This is a genomic window from Mycobacterium sp. GA-1199, assembly GCF_001500045.1.
Taxonomy (GTDB): domain Bacteria; phylum Actinomycetota; class Actinomycetes; order Mycobacteriales; family Mycobacteriaceae; genus Mycobacterium.
Genome location: NZ_LQIX01000005.1, coordinates 108,801 through 129,649 on the forward strand (window position 1 = coordinate 108,801; position 20,849 = coordinate 129,649).

A 20,849-nucleotide genomic window follows, 5' to 3' on the forward strand; every position below is an offset into this window, starting at 1 on the left:
CGAAGACTAGGCGGTCAGGTCAGATCGCGGGGTCGATCCCACGCCGGCTCGCCCAGCCGGGCGCGGATCGCCGCCCACGGGTCCGCGTACTTGCCGGGTGTGTTGCGGTATGCGCCCCGACGCGCGAGGAGCGCGCGCAAGAGCGGGGCAACAGGCCTCAGCAGTCGCATCGCGTACCGCGTCCAGCCCGCGTTGGCCGCGGCCTCGGCTTTCATGTCGGGCCACGAATAATGCTGGAACCGCAGCGCTTCCTGCGCACGCGTCGTGTCCATCCAATCGGTGACGAACCACGTGTCGTCCCGCTCCGGGTCGCCGGGTCTGCCGGGCGGCAGCACCCCGGGCAGGCCTCGGGCCGCCGCCAGCGCCGCGCCCACGTCGCCCTGGCGGATCCGGTGCGAGTCGTCACCGGCGATCAGCAGGATCTCCCCGACGACGTCGGCGGTGGTCGCCGCGGCGAAGGCCCACGCGACATCGCGGACGTCGACGGTGTGCAATCGGCCGTCGGTCGGAAGGAGGCTCTCGAAGTACAGTGCGTCGGCGCTCATCGGCATCGCGTTGGGATCGGTGCTCAACACACCACCGAGACGCAGCACCACCCACGGCAGTTTCGAGGCCCGCACGATCGCCTCGGCCTCCGCCTTGGTGCCGCTGTACAGATCGCACGGCCGCATCGGGTCATCGGCCCGTACGGGTGCGGCCGTCGTGTGGGGGTTGCGCGCACCGTAGACCGCGTTGCTCGACGCCTGCACGAAGCGCGGCGGCGTCGGCTGCTGTTCGGCGATGCGCACCAGCGTGGCGGTGGCCTCGACGTTGACGCGCCGGGCGAGGCCGGGGTTCTTGTAGATCGGCGGCGGGATCACGGCGGCCAGATGGATGATCGCCTCGGGCGCGATGTCGGCGACAAGTCGCTGCACCTGAGCCTCGTCGGTCAGGTCGGTCCATCGCACCGAGACGCCCCGCGGCAGCTTCGCCTGTGCTTTCCTGTTCGCGGGTGTGTCCAGGTCGGCCACCACCACCGAGCGTCCGAGTTCCGCGAGCCTGCGCGCGGTCGCCGACCCCACCAGGCCGAAGCCGCCGGTCACCAATACCGCCGCCATCCTGCCTCCACCTGCGAATATGACATTCTCTTTTTACGAAAGTAGCATGTTCAGGTCTAGGGGAGGGGCGGCGCGGGGTATGACAGGTACGCCATGAACAGCAATGGGGCGCAGAAGCCGGAAGTCGCCAAGTGGGACCCGGCGTTCACCCGCGGCATCGTCAACACGGTCGGCCCGCTCATCCGGCGGTACTTCCGCGCTGAAGTGCGCGACGTCGACGCCATGCCGGCTGCCGGTGGGGCGCTGTTGGTGTCCAACCACTCGGGCGGCATGCTGACGCCGGACGTGCTGATCTTCGCGCCCGCCTTCTACGAGAAGTTCGGCTTCGACCGCCCCGTGTACACGCTTGGGCACGACGCCATATTCGTCGGGCCGGTCGGCACGTTGCTGCGGCGCGCGGGCGTCATCGGGGCCAATCGGGAGAACGCCGCGAAGGCCTTGCGTGAAGGCGCGGTGGTCCTGGTGTTCCCCGGCGGGGATTACGACTCGTACCGGCCGACGTTCAGCGAGAACGTGATCGACTTCGCCGGCCGTACGGGCTACGTCCGGACCGCGATCGAGGCCGGCGTCCCGATCGTGCCGATGGTCTCGGTCGGCGCTCAGGAGACGCAGCTGTTTCTCGCGCGGGGGGACTCGATCGCCCGGCGCATCGGCCTCAAGCGGCTGCGCGCCGAGATCCTGCCGATCAGCGTCGGATTCCCGTTCGGGGTGTCGGTGTTCTTCCCGCCGAACCTTCCGTTGCCCGCCAAGATCACCACGCGGGTGTTGCCGCCGATTGATGTTCTCGAGCAGTTCGGGGAGGACCCGGACGTGAAGGAGGTCGACGAGTACGTGCGCTCGGTGATGCAGGCCGCGCTCGACGAGCTGGCCGCCGAACGCCGATTCCCGGTGTTGGGCTGAGAGATGGCCGACGTTGTGGGACTCGTGCAGACGCTGTGGCGGGCGGGCCTGATCGCGCCGCTGCGCCCCGACAAATACGTGCGGATGGGTGCGGCGATGCGCCGCGTGGGCATGACGGCGACGGTCGGTTTCGCCGCGGCCGCGCAGCGCTGCCCCGACCGTCCCGGGCTCGTCGATGAACGCGGCACCCTGACCTTCAAGCAGATCGACGATCGCTGCGACGCGGTGGCCACGGCGCTGCAGAACCTTCCCGGCGGCACGCCGAAAACCGTTGCCGTGATGTGCCGCAACCATCGCGGGTTCATCGAGTCGTTGGTGGCATCGAACCGGATGGGCGCCGACGTCTTGCTGCTGAACACCTCGTTCGCGGGACCGGCGCTGGCCGAGGTGGTCGATCGGGAAGGTGCCGACGTCGTCATCTACGACGAGGAGTTCTCCGGGATCGTCGAGCAGGCCATGGCAGACAAGCCGGACGCGACGCGCATCCTCGCCTGGACCGACAAAGCCACCGACGGCCCGACGCTCGATCGGCTCATCGAAGCCAATCTCGGCAAGCGGCCCGCCCCGGCCGAACGCAAGAGCGACATCATCTTGCTGACGTCGGGCACCACCGGGACCCCGAAGGGCGCCAAACGCGGTGAAGGCAGCGGCGGCGCAGGCGATCTCAAGGCGGTTCTGGACCGGACGCCGTGGCGCGCCGAAGAGGCGACCGTCATCGTCGCGCCGATGTTCCACGCGTGGGGCTTTTCGCAGTTGCTGTTCTCCGCGCTGCTGGCCTGCACCATCGTCACGCGGCGCAAATTCGACCCGGAGGCGACGCTGGAGTTGATCGACCGCTACAAGGCGACCGGCCTGGTCGTGGTACCGGTGATGTTCGACCGGATCATGGACCTGCCGGACGAGGTGTTGAATCGCTACAGCGGCAAGTCACTTCGCTTCGCAACGGCCTCGGGTTCCCGGATGCGTCCCGATGTGGTGATCAAGTTCATGGACCGGTTCGGCGACGTCATCTACAACAACTACAACGCCACAGAGGCGGGGATGATCGCCACCGCAACGCCGTCGGACCTGCGAGCGGCGCCCGACACGGCAGGAACCGCCGCCGATGGCACCGAGATCCGCATCTATGACGCGGATTTCAACGAACTTCCCACCGGGCAGACCGGTCAGATCTTCGTCCGCAGCGGCACATTGTTCGACGGATACACCTCCGGCAAGACCAAGGACTTCCACGACGGGTTCATGGCGTCGGGGGATGTCGGTTACCTCGACGAGGCCGGTCGGTTGTTCGTGGTCGGCCGCGACGACGAGATGATCGTCTCGGGCGGTGAGAACGTCTACCCGATCGAGGTCGAGAAGACGCTGGGCCAACACTCCGACGTCAAGGAGGCGGTGGTGCTGGGCGTCGACGACGAGCAGTACGGTCAGCGCCTCGTCGCCTTCGTCGTGCTGAACGACGGTGGAAGCGCCAGCCCCGACGACCTCAAGCAGCACGTCCGCGACAACCTCGCCAACTACAAGGTGCCGCGGCAGATCACGGTCCTCGACGAACTGCCGCGCGGCAGCACCGGCAAGGTGGCGCGGAAGGACCTTCTAGACCGCGTCGACTAGCGGGCCGCTCGCGCCGGGGCCATCGCCGTACCGACCACGGACAACGCGGGAAGTCCTGCTGCAGAGCGGATCTCGTCGAGTCCGTGCACCATCGCGTCGGTGGCTTCGTGGATGTCATTGAAGGTTCGGTCGTCGGACAGGATCGAGATGTCCACCTGGTCGACGTAGCTCCACACCGTCATGTTGAACGCGCTACCGGCCGAGAGCACGCCGATCGAGTAGATCTCGCTCACCGGGGCGCCGCCGATGTGGCCGCGTCGGCGTGGTCCCGGCACGCTCGACACCGCGACGTTCATCAGCGGATTGTGCTTGGCGCGCTGGCTCTGCCAGCGCAGTAGTGCCGGTGTCAGCGGGGGAGGCAGGTATTCCATCAGCTGGCCCTGCAGTTTGGGGCCGAGCAGTTCATAGTTCTCTTTGGCCCGCCCCGTTGCCAGGGAGGTCAACCGGACCCGCTCGAGCGGATCATCGATGTGAACGGGAAGAGATACCGACAGCCCACCGATTTCGTTGCCGGTGATCCGGTCGGGGGACAGGTCCGTGCTGACCGGGACCGACGCCATCAACGGACGGTCCGCGCGCCCGTCGTAACGCAACAACAGTTCTCGCAGCCCACCCGCCGCAGTGGCCAGCACAAGATCGTTGAACGTCACCTCGAGCTGCTTGGCCGTCTCCTTGATCTCGGCCAGCGACAGCGACGCGGTGGCGAACGTGCGTCCCGGCGAGACCACGTGGTTGAGGAACGTCGGCGGCGTGCGGAACATCTTCGCCAGGTCCGGTTGATCGGCGCGCTCTTTGGCGCGGCGCCGCAACTTGGTGAACCCCCGGACGGCGTCACGGGCGAGAGTGGGCAGCGCGGCGACGTTCGTGGCGTGGTCGCGCATCGCGAACTTCATCAGCTCGGAGCGACCCGGGCTGTCACAGACGGCGTAGTCCTCGTGCTCGTGCTGCGTGCCGTCCGCGAGATCCATCAGCCGCGCAAGCAGATTCGCCGATGCCACACCGTCGGCCAGTGTGTGGTGCACCTTGCCGATGAGCGCGAACCGGTCGTCGGCCATTCCCTCGGCGAAGTGGAACTCCCACAGCGGCCGGCTGCGGTCGAGCGGTGTGCTGGCGATCCGGCCGATGACCTCGTCGAGCTCGCGGCGCCCACCCGGGCTCGGCACCTGGACGCGGCGCAGGTGGTAGTCGAGGTCGACCGGGCAGTCCTCGAGCCACATCGGGTGATGCAACTTGAACGGGATGTCGACGAGCCGGTAGCGCAGCGGGTCGAGCAGGTGCAGCCGCCCGGCGATGGTCCGGCGGAACAGGTCGAACGTGAATTCGCCGTCGAATTCGGCGGTGTCGATGATCGCGACCTTCAACGTGTGCGTGTGCAGATTGGGCGTCTCGCTGTAGAGCAGCATCGCGTCCATGCCGTTGAGTCGCTTCACATGCCCACCCCCACCAACCACCGGTACCCAAGGCTCCATCGAACCACTCGGACGGTCATGCTCGGGGGGTTTCAGTCGTGCTGATGGGGCAGCGCAACCACGGGCGTGCGGGTGATCGGACGGTGTGACCCCATGACTACTGTTAGGTGGTCGAACGATTGGAGTGACTGATGAGGGCGATCGTGTGCCGGGAGTACTGCCAACCGGAGGATCTCGTGCTCGACGAACTTCCCGACCCGACACCGCAACCTGGTCAAGTCGTCATCAGGGTGCGTGCGGCTGCCGTGAACTATCCCGATGTGCTGTTGATCGGCGGCAACTATCAGGTCAAGGTGCCGCCTCCGTTCAGCCCCGGCAGCGAGATGGCCGGAGAGGTGATCGCCGTCGGTGACGGCGTCGACTGCCGAGGCGGCTCCCGAGTGACGGCGACGACGTTCGTCGGTGCGTTCGCCGAGCAGGCGGTGGTGGACGCACGCGCGGTGTCGCCGATTCCGGATGGCGTCGACTACGCCGAAGCCGCCGCGTTCGGGGTCACGTATCGGACCGCTTACTACACCTTGCGCACGATCGCGCCGGTGTGCCCGGGTGATTGGGTCGTCGTGCTCGGTGCCGCCGGGGGCGTGGGTATCGCCGCGGTCGACATTGCGCAACTTCTCGGGGGCAGGGTGCTGGCCGCGGCCTCCGGCGAGGAGAAGCTCGAGCTGTGCCGCGAGCGCGGCGCCGAAGCATGTGTGGACTACGACCGCGAAAACCTGCGGGACCGGATCAAGGAGATCACCGGCAAGGCCGGCGCACAGATCGTCGTAGACCCTGTCGGCGGGCCGTACTCCCTGCCCGCGCTGCGGGGCCTGGGGCGGGGCGGAACATTCGTCACGCTCGGGTACGCGGCCGGTGAGATTCCTTCCATTCCCCTGAATCTTGTTCTGCTCAAAGGGATCACCGTGCGCGGCATGGAGATCCGGACCTTCGCGTCCGACTATCCGGACGAGGTCATACGCGACGACGAAGAGCTGGACGCACTCTTCGCCGAAGGGAAGCTGCGACCGTACATCGGTGGGCGTTTTCCGCTCGACGATGCCGCGGTCGCGTTGCGCCACGTCGCGGAGCGCAAGGCATTGGGCAAGATCGTCATCGAGATCTGAATGCGCTCGAGTCGCGCGGGTTTCAGAGTGTGCGGAACAGTCCGCCGTCGACGAGAATCTGTGCCCCGTTGATGTAACCGGCCGCGTCGCTGGCCAGGAAAACGCACAAGCCGGCCATGTCCTCGGGCACCCCGATGCGCTTCATCGGATTCATCGCCGCCGCCGCGGCCTGCGCCTGCGGGCCCCAGGATTTCGAGATATCGGTGTCGAACGCACCCGGCATGACGAGGTTGGCCCGAACCTTCGGCGCCCACGCCCCGGCCAAGGCCAGGGTCAGGGCGTTCAGCCCCGCCTTCGCCATGGCGTAGGGGAGGTCCGCCGTATCCGGTCGCAGTGTGCCCGCCGTGGTGACGTTGATGATCGACCCGCCGTCCGCCTCCGCCATCCGAGTTCCGAAAAGCGTTGCCAGCCGGAACGGTCCGCGCGCATTGACCGCGTGCACCTTGTCGTAGAGTTCCTGCGTGACAGAGGTGAGATCGTCGTACACCGGCGACATTCCGGCGTTGTTGATCAGCACATCGCATCGACCGAAGGCATCGTAGACCTTCTCGAGGAGCGCCTCGGCGTCGTCCCACCGGCCCACATGGCATCCGACGGGCAGAGCCCGCCGACCGGTGGTGCGCTCGATCTCCGCGGCGACCGCTTCACAGTTCTCGAGCTTTCGGCTGGCGATCACCACATCGGCGCCCGCCTCCGCGAACCCCTGGGCGACGGCCCGGCCGATCCCGCGGCTGCCGCCAGTGATGACCACGACCTTGTCGCTCATGTCGAGCAGGTCCCGAAGACGGGTCACCCTTTTCTCCTTCAGTTTCAGGTGACGGGCTGGACGCGGTCAGTCCAGGGCCGACAGCGCGGCGCGGGTGTCGAGGTCGACGAAGGCCGCCGAATACCGTTGTGCCAGAGCTAAACAGATGTCCGCGCTCTGCCAGGCGTCGCCCCCGGAGAGGGTGGCCATCCAGATGGCCAGCCCGTGCGCGACCGACGCGCGGTAGCGCAGCCACACCTCCTCGGCCGACGGAAGTTCGTCGGCGGGCAGCCTGAGCGCGGCCCGGTACTCGTCGAGCAGATCCCGCTCGGCTTTTCTGCGATCCTCGATCGTCAACGCACCCTGCAAGAAGTACCCCAGATCCAGCGACCAGTTGCCGCGTCGGGCCATCTGCCAGTCCAGGAACCCCACGTCGTCATCGGGCAGCACGTAGGTGTTGCCGATGTGCGGATCACCGTGCAGAAGGGTATGCGGTGAGGTCGTGAGGGTGCCGATGCAACGGGCCCAGATGTCGACGAAAAGCTCCGTACCGCTCATCTCGACGATCTCCGAAGAGACCGTGCTGCCCAGTCGCTTTCGGGCGATGTCGAGTGGAGCATGCTCGAGGCCTTCGAACGCGACGAACGGCTCGACCCAGCCCAGCGCCGGGTTCGCGGTGAGCCGCTCACCCCAGAACTGGCTGTGCATGCGCGCCAGCCCGCGGACGCCGTTGGCGACCTGCTCGACCGTCATCGGCCGGGTGGAGTCGCGCGGGTCGGCGCCGCGCGCGACCACGTCCTCCATGATCATCACGAAGTTCGATCCGGGTTCGTCGATGAGCGCGGCGTAGACGGCCGGATGGTCCAGCGGCAGTGAGACCCCCGAACTGAACAGCCGCGGTTCGTGGAACAGGCCGCTGGTGAGTGCGACGAGTTCGGCGTGGTCGGGGTCGACGGCCTTGGCGAACACTGTCGCCGGACCCGACCCCGCTGAATACCTCAGCGCCAGCCGCGCCCGGCGGTTGGTGCCGTCGTCGCGCAGTGCGACGCTGACGGCGTCGACGGTGGCGCCCGGGAAGTGCTTCCCGAGCACCGCCGTCATCCACCCCGGCGTGATCTCCTCCCAGCTGCGCGGAAGCGACAGCTCGGCGGCGGTCATCTGCCGCGCCCCGTTACTTGAGGCAGCTGCCGCCGTCGACCGGCAGTGTCACGCCGGTGATGTAGCGGCTCTCGTCGGAGGCCAGGAACAGCACCGCGTTGGCGATGTCCTCGGGCTCCACCCAGCCGATCGGCAGCGTGTGCATCATCTGCGCAACGACCTTCATGTCGTCGGGGCCCGGGTTCTCCAGATCGGGACGGAACAGCTTCATCGTCCCCTCGTTCATGTACAGCGGCGTGTTGACGTTGGTCGGATGCACGGAGTTGACCCGGATGTTCTGTGCGCCGAGCTCGACCGCGAATGTCCGCATCAGGCCCACCACACCGTGTTTCGCCGCGACGTAATGGCCCGTGTGCGGGTAGGCCTTCAGGCCGCCGACCGAACTGGTGAGAATGATCGAACCGCCGCGGCCACCGGCCAGGATGTGCGGGACACCGGCCTTGACGCTCTTCCAGACCCCGCCGAGGTTGACGTCGATCATGTCGGTCCAGTCACCTTCGCTGGTCTTGTCCAGCGTCGCGCCGCCGTTTCCGATACCGGCGTTGGCGACGATGATGTCCAGCCGGCCGAGCTGTTCGACACCGGTGTCGACGGCGGCCTTGAGCGCGTCGAAGTCGCGGACGTCGACCTCGGCGGTGTAGATGCGGCGGTTGAGGCCCTTCACCAGATCCGCGGTTTCCGCAAGGTCTTCGGGCGTCGACAGTGGAATCTGCACGCTGTCGATCTGCTTGCAGATGTCGACGGCGATGATGTCGGCGCCTTCCTGGGCCAGCCGTACGGCATGTGCGCGGCCCTGGCCGCGGGCGGCGCCGGTGATGAAAGCGACCTTGCCTTCAACGCGTCCGGTCATCGGTTACCTCAATTCGTTGTGGTTACAGGGGTCTCGGTGCTATTTCGAGTTCACGAAGGTGGGCATGGATTCCCAGCCGCGGACCGCGGTGGTCTGCGACGGGCGCGCGTTAGGCCAGTCGACCTGCCAGGTCGGGAATCTCTTGAGGATTTCCTCGAGCGCGATCCTGCCCTCCAGGCGCGCTAGGGCGTTACCCATGCAGAAGTGGGTGCCGGCGCCGAAAGTCATGTGTGAGTGCAGCTCTCGGTGGATATCGAAGACGTCGCCGTCCGGCGGGAAGCGGCGATGGTCGCGGTTGGCCGCGCCCACCAGCATCAGCATGGCCGATCCCTCGGGGACCGTCTGGCCGTAGTACTCCACATCACGGGTCACGTAACGGGCGATCTGCAGCGCGGGCGGTTCCCAGCGCAGGATCTCTTCGATCGCCTGCGGAATGAGGCTCGGGTCTGCGGCCAACTCGGCGCGCTGGTCGGGGTAATCGGCGAGTGTCTTTCCGGCCCAACCGATCAAGCGCGTCGTGGTCTCGCTGCCCGCCGTGGCGATGACCGTCAGGTACATCAGCAGTTCTTCCCGGCGTAGTCGGCGACGGGCACCGGTTTCGTCTTCGAACTCGGCGTTCAGCAGATCCGTCATGATGTCGTCGGAGGGATGTTCGGTGCGGTAGTCGATGAACTCGGCGAACACCTCACCGGTTGCCAGTAGATCGACCGAGTCGCTCTGCAACGTCGCTTCACCGTGTTCGGTGACGCGGCGCTGGTCGGCTTCGGGAATGCCCAACAGCATTCCAATGACACGCATCGGCATCTGCGCGCCGAGATCGGTGACGAAGTCGAATTTGTCCGTGCCGGTCAACGGGTCCAGGCAACGGGCGGTGAACTCGCGGATCTGAGGCTCCAACGCCTGCACTTTGCGCGGGGTGAACACCCGGGACAGCAGGTTGCGGTGGATGTTGTGGATCGGCGGGTCTTCGAAAATCAGTGTGCCCGGGGGGATTTCCATGCCCGACTTGATGATCTCGAGCAACGCACCGCGACCAGAGATGAAGGTCTGGTGGTCGATGACGGCCTTGTTGACGTCCTCGAAACGGCTCAACGCGTAGAAGTCGTGCTTGTCGTTGTAGTACAGCGGGGCCTCTTCACGCAGACGCGCGAAGACCGCATAGGGGTTCATGTTGAGGTCGACGCTGTACGGGTCGTAGTACAACTCGTCTTGCTTCGCTTCGTGCACGTCGGGATTTTCAGCGCTGATCGTCACCGGATCGCCTCTCGCCGGTCAGGTCGCATAAGACAGTGGGCTGGCATTTGTCTCACAACTCTGGCATTCGCTCCGGAGGAGTGTCAATACGGGATTCAAAACGGAATATTTAAGCTCTTCGCTGGGAAGAATCCGGTTCTCCGCAGAGCGTGTCGGGCGCCCGCGGGCATAGCGCTGGGAGCCGAGAACGCGATTCTCGCGCCGCACGTGAGAACGAAGTTCTCCGCCTATTGGGCGGCAAAACCGTGCGAGACGAAGTCCCAGACCTCGTCGGCGGTGATCGGGTGCGTTGTGCCGTCCTCGGCACCGTTGGACTGGGCCACGAACATGACGGTCTGCATCGTCATGGCCGCCATCCGCTTCGGGTTGATGCCCTCCCGCAACTGGCCCGCCTCGCCGGCCTCTTCCATCAGTTCCGTCAGCAGCGCGAGCAGTGGTGCGTGCGCGACCTTGACCTCGGCGGGGTGCGAGAGCAGCAGCCGAGGCGCGAAGTCGGTGAACAGCGGGCGCTTGGCGGTCGGGTCCGGACGCGAGGATTCGAAGAGCAACTGCACGGCGACCTTGAGTCGCTCGATCGGCTCGTCCTCGGTGGTGGTGGCGGCGCGGATCTGGTCGGCCGACCGGCTCAGTGCATCCTCGAAAAGCGCCAGCAGCAGCTCATGCTTACCGTCGAACTGCAGGTAGAAGCTGCGTAGCGACTGCCGCGAGCGGTCGACGACCTCTTGGACGGTGAAGTCGGTGCTGCCTTTTTCGATGATGATCGCCTGAGCGGCGTCCAGGAAGCGCTGCACGCGTTGCGCGGCTCGGAGCTTCGCCGTTTTGATCGACCGTTCGACCGCACGCTGCTTCCAGGCGGGCTCTTCGCTGGGGCTTGTCACCGGTGGCTCAGACGCCGGCCGGGTGGGGAGAACATGAACTGACTGTACCGGAGAACGTCTCGCCATTGCGGTCCTCGACCCCCTCGCGGCCAACGTGTCAGAGATTGTAACTTTCTCACGATGAGAATAGTATTCTCATTTTGGAGATAACAATAGTCCTACCAAAGATTTGATCCGGCGGGAGTCCCGTGCAGCTCACCTTCGATGCTGATGTCGAGGCGTTCCGCGCCGAATTCAACGCCTTCCTCGACGAACATCTTCCCTCCGATGACGTGGCGCTCGAGCGCTCGCGGTCCAGCAGCGACGTGCCGGGCTGGGCTCGAGACTGGCAGCGGCTGATGTTCGACCACGGCTGGCTGCTGCCCGGCTATCCGCCGGAATTTGGCGGGCGCAACGCGACGATCCTGCAGCAGTACGTCCATCAGCAGGAACTGGCACGTCGGCGCGTGTATTTGACCTACAACCCGCAGGGCGTGGGCATCATCTCTGCGTCGTTGATCTCGTTCGGGACGCCCGAACAACAGCGTCGTTGGGCGATCCCGATCCTGCGCGCCGAGATCACCGCGTCACTCGGGATGAGCGAGCCAGGCGCCGGCTCGGATCTCGCGTCGCTGCGGACCGCCGCGGTGCAGGACGGGGACCACTTCGTCGTCAATGGGCAGAAGGTGTGGACCTCCGGGGCGCACGACGCCGACGTCCTGCTGACTTTCGTTCGTACCGATCCGATAGCGCCCAAGCACAAGGGCATCAGCGTGCTGATGATCGCCACGGACCTGCCGGGCGTGGTGCGGCGCCCGTTCGCATCGCTGTGTGATGCCGACGACCTCGATTTCAACGAGGTCTTCTTCAACGACGTGCGGGTGCCCGCGGAGAATTTGATCGGACCGCTGAACGAGGGTTGGCGGGTCGCCAACGGTTCGCTCGGGCATGAGCGAAACATGTTGTGGCTCAGCTATGCGGACCGCCTGCAGGAGCTGGTCGAGGATTTCCGTCCCACCTCCGCACTCGATCGCGACCGGTACGCCGGGCTGGTGATGGACAACCAGGCGCTGCGCCTGCTCGGTTCGGTGGCACTCGCGCGTGCCGCCCGCGGCGATGAGGATGTACCCGCTCTGTCGGTGCTCAAACTCCTCGGCTCGGAGGCGTCGCAGTCGGCGGCCGAGTACGCGGTGGGCGCGGCGGGGGTCGACGCGTTGGCCCATCCGACGTTCTCGGGGCCCTACAGCGCACAGCATCTCGAGCTGTACCGGTGCGGCTGGTTCGAGCGCTACGTTCGCACGTTCGGCGGCACGATTGCCGGCGGCACCTCAGAGATCCAACGCAACATCATCGCCCAGCGACTGCTGGGACTGCCGCGAAACTAGAAGGACTGCACCATGTACATCGAATACGAGGTCGCCGACCGCATCGCGACCATCACGTTGAACCGGCCCGAGGCCGCCAACGCCCAGAACCCGGAACTGCTCGACGAACTCGACGGGGCGTGGACCCGCGCGGCAGAGGATCCCGAGGTGTCGGTGATCGTGTTGCGCGCCAACGGGAAGCACTTCTCGGCCGGGCACGACCTGCGCGGCGGGGGACCGGTACCGGACAAGATCACGCTGGAATTCATCATCCAGCATGAAGCGAAGCGCTATCTGGAGTACACGCTGCGCTGGCGCAATGTGCCCAAGCCCTCGATCGCCGCGGTGCAGGGTCGCTGCATCTCCGGTGGGCTGCTGTTGTGCTGGCCGTGCGATCTGATCATCGCGGCCGACGACGCCCAGTTCTCCGATCCGGTGGTGCTGATGGGCATCGGCGGCGTCGAATACCACGGCCACACATGGGAACTCGGGCCGCGCAAGGCCAAGGAGATTTTGTTCACCGGCCGCGCGATGACGGCCGAGGAGGTCGCTGCCACCGGCATGGTGAACAAAGTGGTGCCGCGCGATCAGCTCGACTCGGAAACCAGGGCGATGGCCGAACAGATCGCGAAGATGTCACCGTTTGCGCTGCGCCAGGCCAAACGTGCGGTGAACCAGACGCTCGACGTGCAGGGGTTTTACGCCGCCATCCAGTCGGTGTTCGACATCCACCAGACCGGCCACGGCAACGCGCTCAGCGTCGGCGGATGGCCGGTGCTGGTGAACCTCGACGAGATGAAGGCCAGCATCCAGTAATTCTTTGCCGCGAGAGTGCGTGTCTGCGCGCGACACACCGCCAGATTTCGACACTTTGCGCGCGCTCACGCGGCGCGAGCGTGACGGAGCTGTCGGTCGATCCTGCCTACGAAGTCCGCCGCCCGGTGCCGCACGTCGTCTGAGACGATCGCGATGACGGTCCAGCCGACGTCCTGCAGGGCGAGTTGGCGTCGGCGGTCATTGCGCAGCACGTCGGGATCGGTGTGCCAATCGATGCCGTCGTACTCGACCGCGACATGACAATCCGGCCATGCGAAGTCGAGACGTCGCAGTTGTCCGTTGCCGTCGACGACCTCGTACTGCAGTTCGGGCATCGGCAATCCACCGTCGATCATTGCCAGCCGCGCTTCACTTTCCATCGGGGACTCGGCGCGTCCGTCGGCGAGAGGAAGAAGGTCGCGCACCGCGACAATGCCGCGCCGGCCGGCCTGTCGAATTGCCGCGCCCCACAATTCGGGTAGCGTGCACGTTCCGGAGCGGAGCGCGGCATCGAGCGTTGCGAGTGCGCGGGGCCGTCGCAAAGCGCGGGCCACTTCGATCGCAGTCCATGCCGGTGACGTCGCGACCCGGTCGCCCGTGCGGACCAGCGGTGCGCCTTTCCGGCGGTGCACCACAAGACCGTCGGCCGGGCGCAGCTGGTGGCCGGGGGGATTGAGAACGTGAAGTGCGGCAGGCCCTTCGGTGTCAAAGCCGAACAGGGCCGCGGCGGTCGACAGGCACACCGGTACCGTCGTGCCGCACGACAGGTCCAGTCCGCGCAGCCGTAGCTCGTCCGTTGGCTCGCCGAGACAGTAGATTCCGTGCCAGATTCGCTCGAGATACTTGGCTTTCAGCACTGATTCGAATGTGTATCTGGGAATGATCGCCAGGATCTGGGCGCTGGTCGCCACGCCACCTTGCTCGTCGAACAACTGCCTCAGGGCGGTATCCATGGCGGCAATCCTCGCGCCGACGCGTCAACAGCTCGGACGCAAAGAACACCGTCTGTGGATGAAACCGCCTTTGTGCACAGTCGGTGGCGCCGAGCGCGCGCAAAGTGCTGAGATTCCGCGGCGTGTCGGGTGCAAACACGCACGCTCGCGGCAAAGGGGGAGCTCGCGGAAATGAACTAGAGGTGGGCGAGGCGGGGGACCGAGCCTCTGGCCCGCAGGCCGGCTCCGGCTCTCTTGGTGAGTTCGCGTGAGCTGCCGAGCAATCCGTCCAGCACCAGGGCCCGTTTGATGTGCCGGTGCAGATCATGTTCGGCGGTGAAGCCGATGCCGCCGAGCACCTGCTGGCAGTGCTTGGCCGCAGTCATCGCCGCCTTGCCCGCGGCCGCCTTGGCCAGCATCGCCGTGAGGTCCGCGCTTTCCGTACCGGGCAGACCCAGCGTCGCCTCGGCGCCTTCGATCGCTACGAGCGTCTCGGCCAACCGGTGCCGGATGGCCTGGAACGACGCGATCGGCTTACCGAACTGGACGCGGTCCAACGCGTGCTGACGGGCCAGTGCGAGCATTCCGCGTGCCGATCCGACCAGCCACCAGCCCACCGCGCGACGCGCCTCGCCCATTCGCATCAACTCCCCGTCAGGGACCCGGCGCAACGGCAGGTCACCCAGCGTCGGCTCGGTGTTGGCCGTGCGCTCCCAGACCACCCAGCTGCCGCCGGTGTAGGGCATTGGCGGTGTACCACCGGGCAGGCCGCCGATGGTCTCCAACAGCACATCGTTGAGAACCGAAGCGTGCGAACCGGTTTCGCCTAGCAGGCGGAACACCAGCGGAATCGCCTGGTCGGGCGCGTCCGCCAGCATCTCGGCCCAGCCCAGCTCCGCCAGCGCAGCGTCCAGCTCGGCTCCCGAGGCGGACAGCATCGTCTTGCGCAGGGTGTCTTCGAGCATCGCCAGTGATTCGGCGTCCAAACCGGATTCCACTCCTCACTCCTTACCGAGATCGAGCAGGCGACGGGCGATGATATTGCGTTGCACCTCGGCGGTGCCGCCGTAGATGCTCGCGGCCCGCGAATACAGGTACTCGGTCCGCCATACGTTGTCTTCGAGTTCGATGCGCCCCGGCAACAGGTCGCGCACGGTGTCGTAGAGCCGCTGCTCGGCGCCCGCCAGCAACACCTTGTCGATCGAGGTGTCCGCACCCAGTTTCTGTCCCTCGCCCAGCCGGTGCTGGGTCGCGCGCGAACGGCAGCGCAACGTGTGCAGCGCCAGGTATACCTCGCCGAGATCCGAATCTGAGGCAGTGCCAAGTCCTTTGACTTCGTTGACGAGGTCGTCGAACCGCGAGTACAGGTAGGCGATGCGCTGCCAGAAGCAGGTGGAACGCTCGTAGGGGAGCAGGTCCATCGCCAGTTTCCAACCGTCTCCGGGACTGCCCAGCATGCGATCCGCAGGCACCACGACGTCGTCGAAGTACACCTCGCAGAACTCATCGACGTCGTGCATGGTGCGCAGCGGCCGCACCGAGACACCCGGGGAGTCGAGGTCAACGAAGAATGCGGTGATCGCCTCGTGGTTGGGCGTATTCGCGTCTCCGGTGCGGGTGAGCAGGATGCAGCGGGTGGCGTACTGAGCGAAGCTGGTCCACACCTTCTGGCCGTTGACCACCCAGTTGTCGCCCTGTGGCACAGCGCGGGTCGTCAACGACGCCAGGTCGCTGCCCGAACCGGGTTCGGAAAAACCCTGACACCACGACTCTTCACCCGAGAGCAGCCGCGGCACCATCTCCGCGGCCAGTTCCGGCCGGGCGTAGTCGATCATGGTCGGCGTGAGCACGTCGAGCATCGAATACGGGCCCGGGTGGTCGAGACCGCGTCCCACGACCTCCTCGCCGACGATGGCGCGCAGGATGTCGGGTCCGCCGAGCCCGCCGGCCGACTCCGGCCAGCCGTAACGCATCCAGTCGGCGTCGTACAGCGCCTTGAGTACCCGCAGGTGCTGGGCTTGATGCGCGTCGAGCGAATGGTCGTCGGTGAGCGGGGTCAGTTCGCCGGAATCGAATCTGGCGTCCAGCCATTCCCGCAGCCTGGCGCGGAATGTGGCGGGCTCGAAGAGGTCATCACTCATCCAGCTTCGGGCCTTCCGATCGCGTGTGGGCGGCCGGAGTCGTGGTCACCGCTGCGCCGAATGAACGTCATGGCACGGGTTTTCAGCCGCCAGCCGTCATCGGTGCGGACGTAGGTGTCGTTGTAGTAGCCGATGCGCATGTCGTGTTTGGAGTGTTCGATGAAGCACAGTGGCTGCGTCCCCGACGCCTTGTCGGGGTCGTCCGGATCCAGATGCACCAGTGACGTGCCGGTCATGAACAGACCCTTGGGCGCGGCCTCGACGAGTTCGGGGAAGCGGTTCAGCGTGTACGTGGAGCCGAACGCGCTGTACGTCCCGTCCGGGGTGAACACCGAAGTCAGCCCCTCGATATCGCCCTGGGTGATGGTGACGGCGTACTTGGCCAGCAGCTGCTGGATCTCGACGAGGTCGTCAGTTCGAGTCATGTCGGAAGACCTTACCGCCCTTCATTACAAAGCTGACATCGCGTGTAACACTGATATCGGCGAGGGGATCCCCGGGCACCGCGACGATGTCCGCGAGGTACCCCTCGGCGATGCGGCCCAGGTCGCTTCTGTCGATCAGATCGGCGGCGACGACGGTGGCCGCGCGCAGCACGGCCGCGGGTGGCATACCCCAGTCCACCAACGTGACGAGTTCATCGGCGTTCTTGCCGTGGGGGATGGCCGGGGCATCGGTGCCGACGGCGATCTTCACGCCTGCCTCGTAAGAGGCCTTGATGGATGTACGCGCCTTCGGAAACATCTCGGCGGCCTTGTCCTGCAGTGCTTTCGGAGCCCGGGACACATCCATGGCCTCGGCGAGGCGGCGCGTGGTCACCAGCCATCGGTCGTTGTCGACGAGCATTTGGATGGCTTCGTCGTCCATCAGGAAGCCGTGCTCAATGCAGTCGATACCGCACGCGACGGCGTGCTTGACCGCCTCGGCTCCGTGGGTGTGCGCGGCCACCTTCAGGCCACGCCGGTGCGCCTCGTCGACGATGGCCCGCAGTTCCTCGTCCGAATAGTGTTGCGCGCCAGCCTCTCCGGTCAGCGACATCACACCGCCGGACACGCAGACCTTGATGAGCTGCGCCCCGTGCTTGATCTGGTAGCGCACCGCCTTGCGGATCTCGTCGACGCCGTTGGCGATGCCCTCCTCGATTGTCAGCTCCAGTGCGCCGGGCATGAATGCCGCGAACATCGTCGGGTCGAGGTGGCCCCCGGTCGGGGTGATCGCGTGGCCGGCCGGGATCACCCGCGGACCGTCGATCCAGCCCGCGTCGATCGCCTTGCCCAGCGCGACGTCGAGCAGGTACCCACCGGTCTTGACGAACAACCCGAGGTTGCGAACCGTCGTGAAACCGGCCCGCAATGTGCGCCGGGCATTGCCGACGGCCCGCAGCACCCGCGTCGCGGGATCGTCTTGGACCTGGGACAGGCCGGGGTTTTCGCCCCGGCCGCCCATCAGGAGGTTGACCTCCATGTCCATCAGTCCGGGCAGCAGGATGGCGTCACCGAGATCGATGACGTCGCCCTCGGTCGGCCCACCGACTCCCACGATGCGGTCGCCGTCGATCCGCACGATGCCGGGCCGGACGATCTCGCCGGCGTCGACGTCGAGTAGACCCGCGGCCTTGAGGGTCAGCACTCCTATACCACCGGCTCCCTGATACAGGTGATATAGGTTGCGCCGCTGTCGAGCACGCGCGGCTGCTTCCACACCTCGATCGGGAACGACACGTTGACCAGCGACTGCATCATGTGGATGAGAGCCTTTGCGTCGTCGGGCATCCCGTCCAGCGGGAAGCGGGCGTCGCAGTACTCCATGACGGCCTCGAGGCGTTCCATGCCGGCGTCGTAGAACTCCTGCATCTCTTCCATCGTCGAGGACAGTCGCTTCTGGTAGCGCTCTTCCTCGGTGGGCAGGCACCAGTCGGTGAACCGCTCCAGGTCGGCGAATTCTTCCGGCAACTTAGGCATTGATCGCGTCCTTCTCGCTCGCGCTGGTGGAGGTCTGGCCGTTGGTGAGGCCTTTCTCCTTTTTGTAGGCGTTCACGTGATCCCACGCGGTCTTGTGCAGGTGACGCAGCAGGACCTCCTGGTCGCACAACGGGAAATCCTTGACCACACGGGTGTTGATCATCGTCTGGGTGGCCTCGAGAGTGTTGGCGTCCTGGAACGCGTACTCCTTGAACGTCACGGCCGCGAGTTCGTGAGCAAGCCGCTCGCGGGTGTTGGTGGCGGGCACGAAGTACAGGGTGCACTCGAAGATGTGCTTGTCCACGTCGGTGGGCCAGTAGTGGTAGGTCAGGTACCAGCCCGGTGCCCACAGCAGCAGTGTGAAGTTCGGGAAGAACTCGAAGGAGTCCTGGCCCCAGGCGTGGTGCCGCGACGGGTTGACCGCCGGCGGCAGTTCGTCGGGCAGGATGCCCTTGATTTTGGGTCGGTCCCACGGTCCGAACAGCCCGCTGTGCAGGATGCGCTCGATGGGCTTGACCATGTTGATGTCCTTCGGCGGGCTCATGCCGCCCCACGAGGACACCATGGAATGCCTGCCCTTTATGTCGTAGGCCAGCGCCTCGAAGCCGTAGCTGGCCAGCTTCTCGGCCTCCTCCTTGACCGCCTGCTTCATGTGCAGGATGGGCGCATGGTAGAACTCGACGAACGCGTCGATGAACAGCTTCCAGTTCGAGTTCACCTCGGCGCGATACGAATACGTCTCGGTCATCTCGTGGAACGGATAACCCTCCAGGCCCTTCGCGAAGTCGCCGAGGTAGTCGATCAGCGGCTCGGCGTCGTTGTCGAAGTTGATGAAGATGAAGCCTTCCCACACCTCGCACCGCACCGGCACCAAGCCGTAGTCGGCCTTGTCGACGTCGAAGAACTCGCCCTCCTGCTGGATGAAGGTCAGATCACCCTTGAGGTTGTAGCGCCAGGCGTGGTACTTGCAGGTGAACTGGCGGCACGTGCCCGAGACCTCTTCGCCGGGATAGTCGTTCCACACCAGCTTGTTTCCACGATGGCGGCACATGTTGTGAAACGCGCGCACCTCGTTGTCGCCGTCCTTGACGATGATCACCGACGTGCCCGCACCGGCCGAGGGCATCTCGCGCGTGAAGTAGCTGCCCTTCTTGGGAAGGCGCTCCACACGTCCGACGTTGAGCCAGCACTTGCGGAAGATGGCCTGCTGCTCGAGCTTCCACTGCTCCGGGTCGATCGAGTCGGTGTAATCGACCGGTGCGGTGCCGAGTTCGGGCCAGTGCTCGGTCCAGCTACCCTCTTCTGGTTTCGGGAAAAATGCCACGGTGACTTACCTCTCTGCGAGATTTTCGGAGTCTGGTTCCACGCCGAAAGTGTTGATGGCCATGGCGAGTGCGCCATAGCAGCCGATGGTGAAGACGAGGTCCATCAGCTGACGTTCCTCGAGGTGCTCGGACAATGCGGCCCACGTTGCGTCGGTGATGGTGGCGTGGGCTTGTAGTTCGTCGACCGCATGCAGTACGGCCCGGTCGAGTTCATCTGATGCCTCGCCGCGCTGGAGGGCGTCGATGACCTCGTCCGTCAGGCCTTCGTCGCGGCCCATCTCGACGTGGTGGCGCCACTCGTATTCGCAATTGGTCAGGTGCGCGACGCGCAGCACCGCCAGCTCGCGTAGCCGTGGCGGCAGCGTCGACCCGTACAGCAGGTGGAAGTTGAAGCGCAGGAACGCGCGGGTCAGCTTCGGATGGCGAACCATCGTCGCCAGCAGGTTGCCCGCCAGTTGGGGATTGCGCCGCTCGGGAGCCATGCTGGACAGGGCCTGGTAGACGGCTTCGTCCCACTCCTGTGCGGGTAGCGGCGGCACGCGCAAGGCGCCTCCTTCCTGTGTCCTCTCGGCGATGAGAATCAGGTTCTCATATTTCGCCAATAGATTTCCACCTTTTGCGCGGATGGTCAACGCGAGACGTCATCGACGGTGGTCACAGCGGTGCCTCGCGAAGGCTAACTGCCCTGACAGGAGGCCATAGGGTGGCTTTCGGACATTGATTCTCGTAGGGTGAGAAGATAGTTTCCTCACATTGAGCACAGTCCGGATAGCTAGCCTCGGGGGACGCGACGAAAGGAACGGGCATGAACAAGGACGACATGATCTTGATCAGCGTTGATGATCACATCGTCGAACCGCCCGACATGTTCAAGAATCATTTGCCCCAGAAGTACATCGATGAGGCGCCGCGGTTGGTGCACAACCCGGATGGCTCGGATACCTGGCAGTTTCGGGACACGGTGATTCCGAATGTGGCGCTCAACGCGGTGGCGGGGCGCCCGAAGGAGGAGTACGGGCTGGAGCCGCAGGGTCTGGATGAGATCCGGCCTGGCTGCTGGCAGGTCGATGAGCGGGTCAAGGACATGAACGCCGGCGGCATCCTGGGCTCGATGTGTTTTCCGTCGTTTCCCGGTTTTGCGGGTCGGTTGTTTGCCACCGAGGACCAGGAGTTCTCGCTGGCGCTGGTCAAGGCCTACAACGACTGGCACGTCGAGGAGTGGTGTGGGGCCTATCCGGCGCGGTTCATCCCGATGACGCTGCCGGT

Annotated in this window: 20 protein-coding genes and 1 pseudogene; 6 read left to right on the plus strand and 15 right to left on the minus strand. The window is 65.6% G+C overall.

The features are described from left to right. Window positions 1-14 precede the first annotated feature (14 nt). On the minus strand, window positions 15-1,097 hold the full coding sequence (locus AU198_RS05635) for an NAD-dependent epimerase/dehydratase family protein (protein WP_064346525.1): 1,083 nt from the start codon (window positions 1,095-1,097) through the stop codon (window positions 15-17). A 93-nt stretch (window positions 1,098-1,190) separates the two neighbouring features. Between AU198_RS05635 and AU198_RS05640 the strand changes: the two genes are divergently transcribed. Next, on the plus strand, window positions 1,191-1,997 hold the full coding sequence (locus AU198_RS05640; RefSeq protein ID WP_064346526.1) for a lysophospholipid acyltransferase family protein: 807 nt from the start codon (window positions 1,191-1,193) through the stop codon (window positions 1,995-1,997). Between the two features lie 3 nt (window positions 1,998-2,000). Continuing rightward, window positions 2,001-3,608 carry an acyl-CoA ligase FadD12 gene (gene fadD12 / locus AU198_RS05645; RefSeq protein ID WP_064346527.1) on the plus strand — a complete coding sequence of 536 codons (1,608 nt, stop codon included), beginning with the start codon at window positions 2,001-2,003 and terminating at the stop codon, window positions 3,606-3,608. On the opposite strand, the gene AU198_RS05650 is transcribed toward fadD12, so the two are convergent. Continuing rightward, a complete protein-coding gene (locus AU198_RS05650; protein ID WP_064346528.1) occupies window positions 3,605-5,038 on the minus strand; it encodes a WS/DGAT/MGAT family O-acyltransferase in 1,434 nt (477 codons plus the stop codon). The two genes, fadD12 and AU198_RS05650, sit on opposite strands and share 4 nt — an antisense overlap. A 170-nt stretch (window positions 5,039-5,208) precedes the next feature. Here AU198_RS05650 and AU198_RS05655 point away from each other — a divergent pair, with 170 nt between their 5' ends. Beyond that, a complete protein-coding gene (locus tag AU198_RS05655; protein ID WP_064346529.1) occupies window positions 5,209-6,180 on the plus strand; it encodes an NADPH:quinone oxidoreductase family protein in 972 nt (323 codons plus the stop codon). A gap of 22 nt (window positions 6,181-6,202) precedes the next feature. Here AU198_RS05655 and AU198_RS05660 read toward each other — a convergent pair whose 3' ends face one another. The 5 genes from AU198_RS05660 to AU198_RS05680 all read right to left on the minus strand — a co-directional run bounded on the left by AU198_RS05660 (window position 6,203) and on the right by AU198_RS05680 (window position 11,131). Further along, on the minus strand, window positions 6,203-6,946 hold the full coding sequence (locus AU198_RS05660) for an SDR family NAD(P)-dependent oxidoreductase (RefSeq protein ID WP_064346554.1): 744 nt from the start codon (window positions 6,944-6,946) through the stop codon (window positions 6,203-6,205). Window positions 6,947-7,012: 66 nt separating this feature from the next. Continuing rightward, window positions 7,013-8,083, minus strand: coding sequence for a phosphotransferase (locus AU198_RS05665; RefSeq protein WP_064346530.1), 1,071 nt, complete (start codon window positions 8,081-8,083; stop codon window positions 7,013-7,015). A gap of 13 nt (window positions 8,084-8,096) precedes the next feature. After that, the gene (locus AU198_RS05670; RefSeq protein ID WP_064346531.1) at window positions 8,097-8,933 is read right to left on the minus strand and encodes a mycofactocin-coupled SDR family oxidoreductase; all 837 of its coding nucleotides are present in this window, start codon (window positions 8,931-8,933) and stop codon (window positions 8,097-8,099) included. Between the two features lie 39 nt (window positions 8,934-8,972). Further along, entirely contained in the window at window positions 8,973-10,103 is a 1,131-nt protein-coding gene (locus AU198_RS05675; RefSeq protein WP_231744581.1) for a cytochrome P450, read from the minus strand. Between the two features lie 311 nt (window positions 10,104-10,414). Next, the gene (locus AU198_RS05680) at window positions 10,415-11,131 is read right to left on the minus strand and encodes a TetR/AcrR family transcriptional regulator (protein WP_082680964.1); all 717 of its coding nucleotides are present in this window, start codon (window positions 11,129-11,131) and stop codon (window positions 10,415-10,417) included. Window positions 11,132-11,253: 122 nt separating this feature from the next. Here AU198_RS05680 and AU198_RS05685 point away from each other — a divergent pair, with 122 nt between their 5' ends. Together AU198_RS05685 and AU198_RS05690 are read left to right on the plus strand one after the other, a co-directional pair. Next, window positions 11,254-12,429 (plus strand): acyl-CoA dehydrogenase family protein, encoded by a 1,176-nt coding sequence (locus AU198_RS05685; RefSeq protein WP_064346534.1) that lies wholly within the window; start codon window positions 11,254-11,256, stop codon window positions 12,427-12,429. A 12-nt stretch (window positions 12,430-12,441) separates the two neighbouring features. Next, entirely contained in the window at window positions 12,442-13,224 is a 783-nt protein-coding gene (locus AU198_RS05690) for an enoyl-CoA hydratase (protein ID WP_064346535.1), read from the plus strand. Between the two features lie 65 nt (window positions 13,225-13,289). On the opposite strand, the gene AU198_RS05695 is transcribed toward AU198_RS05690, so the two are convergent. From AU198_RS05695 to AU198_RS05730, 8 genes are all read right to left on the minus strand, one after another. Beyond that, window positions 13,290-14,177: a type IV toxin-antitoxin system AbiEi family antitoxin gene (locus AU198_RS05695; RefSeq protein ID WP_064346536.1), complete on the minus strand. Its 888-nt coding sequence runs from the start codon at window positions 14,175-14,177 to the stop codon at window positions 13,290-13,292. Between the two features lie 176 nt (window positions 14,178-14,353). Continuing rightward, window positions 14,354-15,121, minus strand: a complete 768-nt coding sequence (locus AU198_RS05700; RefSeq protein WP_064346555.1) for an acyl-CoA dehydrogenase family protein — start codon at window positions 15,119-15,121, stop codon at window positions 14,354-14,356. Between the two features lie 36 nt (window positions 15,122-15,157). After that, entirely contained in the window at window positions 15,158-16,297 is a 1,140-nt protein-coding gene (locus tag AU198_RS05705) for an acyl-CoA dehydrogenase family protein (protein ID WP_064346537.1), read from the minus strand. Further along, window positions 16,294-16,722: a nuclear transport factor 2 family protein gene (locus AU198_RS05710; RefSeq protein ID WP_064346538.1), complete on the minus strand. Its 429-nt coding sequence runs from the start codon at window positions 16,720-16,722 to the stop codon at window positions 16,294-16,296. Before AU198_RS05710 ends, AU198_RS05705 begins: the two co-directional genes overlap by 4 nt. Further along, entirely contained in the window at window positions 16,709-17,926 is a 1,218-nt protein-coding gene (locus AU198_RS05715; RefSeq protein ID WP_064346539.1) for a metal-dependent hydrolase family protein, read from the minus strand. The genes AU198_RS05710 and AU198_RS05715 overlap by 14 nt, the downstream gene beginning before the upstream one ends. A gap of 2 nt (window positions 17,927-17,928) precedes the next feature. After that, a complete protein-coding gene (locus AU198_RS05720) occupies window positions 17,929-18,258 on the minus strand; it encodes a hypothetical protein (RefSeq protein WP_064346540.1) in 330 nt (109 codons plus the stop codon). Continuing rightward, window positions 18,251-19,582: an aromatic ring-hydroxylating oxygenase subunit alpha gene (locus tag AU198_RS05725; protein WP_064346541.1), complete on the minus strand. Its 1,332-nt coding sequence runs from the start codon at window positions 19,580-19,582 to the stop codon at window positions 18,251-18,253. The genes AU198_RS05720 and AU198_RS05725 overlap by 8 nt, the downstream gene beginning before the upstream one ends. A 6-nt stretch (window positions 19,583-19,588) precedes the next feature. Then, a complete protein-coding gene (locus AU198_RS05730; RefSeq protein ID WP_064346556.1) occupies window positions 19,589-20,128 on the minus strand; it encodes a carboxymuconolactone decarboxylase family protein in 540 nt (179 codons plus the stop codon). Window positions 20,129-20,388: 260 nt separating this feature from the next. On the opposite strand from AU198_RS05730, the pseudogene AU198_RS05735 reads away from it, so the two are divergent. Further along, a pseudogene (locus tag AU198_RS05735) lies at window positions 20,389-20,849 on the plus strand (amidohydrolase family protein); the annotation flags it as partial.

Bases quoted from the DNA above. Each gene is read 5' to 3' on its own strand.
- AU198_RS05635 (WP_064346525.1), bottom strand. From the start codon at position 1,097: ATGGCGGCGGTATTGGTGACCGGCGGCTTCGGCCTGGTGGGGTCGGCG.
- AU198_RS05640 (WP_064346526.1), top strand. From the start codon at position 1,191: ATGAACAGCAATGGGGCGCAGAAGCCGGAAGTCGCCAAGTGGGACCCG.
- fadD12 (WP_064346527.1), top strand. From the start codon at position 2,001: ATGGCCGACGTTGTGGGACTCGTGCAGACGCTGTGGCGGGCGGGCCTG.
- AU198_RS05655 (WP_064346529.1), top strand. From the start codon at position 5,209: ATGAGGGCGATCGTGTGCCGGGAGTACTGCCAACCGGAGGATCTCGTG.
- AU198_RS05660 (WP_064346554.1), bottom strand. From the start codon at position 6,946: ATGAGCGACAAGGTCGTGGTCATCACTGGCGGCAGCCGCGGGATCGGC.
- AU198_RS05665 (WP_064346530.1), bottom strand. From the start codon at position 8,083: ATGACCGCCGCCGAGCTGTCGCTTCCGCGCAGCTGGGAGGAGATCACG.
- AU198_RS05670 (WP_064346531.1), bottom strand. From the start codon at position 8,933: ATGACCGGACGCGTTGAAGGCAAGGTCGCTTTCATCACCGGCGCCGCC.
- AU198_RS05675 (WP_231744581.1), bottom strand. From the start codon at position 10,103: ATGAACCCCTATGCGGTCTTCGCGCGTCTGCGTGAAGAGGCCCCGCTG.
- AU198_RS05680 (WP_082680964.1), bottom strand. From the start codon at position 11,131: ATGGCGAGACGTTCTCCGGTACAGTCAGTTCATGTTCTCCCCACCCGG.
- AU198_RS05690 (WP_064346535.1), top strand. From the start codon at position 12,442: ATGTACATCGAATACGAGGTCGCCGACCGCATCGCGACCATCACGTTG.
- AU198_RS05695 (WP_064346536.1), bottom strand. From the start codon at position 14,177: ATGGATACCGCCCTGAGGCAGTTGTTCGACGAGCAAGGTGGCGTGGCG.
- AU198_RS05700 (WP_064346555.1), bottom strand. From the start codon at position 15,121: ATGCTCGAAGACACCCTGCGCAAGACGATGCTGTCCGCCTCGGGAGCC.
- AU198_RS05705 (WP_064346537.1), bottom strand. From the start codon at position 16,297: ATGAGTGATGACCTCTTCGAGCCCGCCACATTCCGCGCCAGGCTGCGG.
- AU198_RS05710 (WP_064346538.1), bottom strand. From the start codon at position 16,722: ATGACTCGAACTGACGACCTCGTCGAGATCCAGCAGCTGCTGGCCAAG.
- AU198_RS05720 (WP_064346540.1), bottom strand. From the start codon at position 18,258: ATGCCTAAGTTGCCGGAAGAATTCGCCGACCTGGAGCGGTTCACCGAC.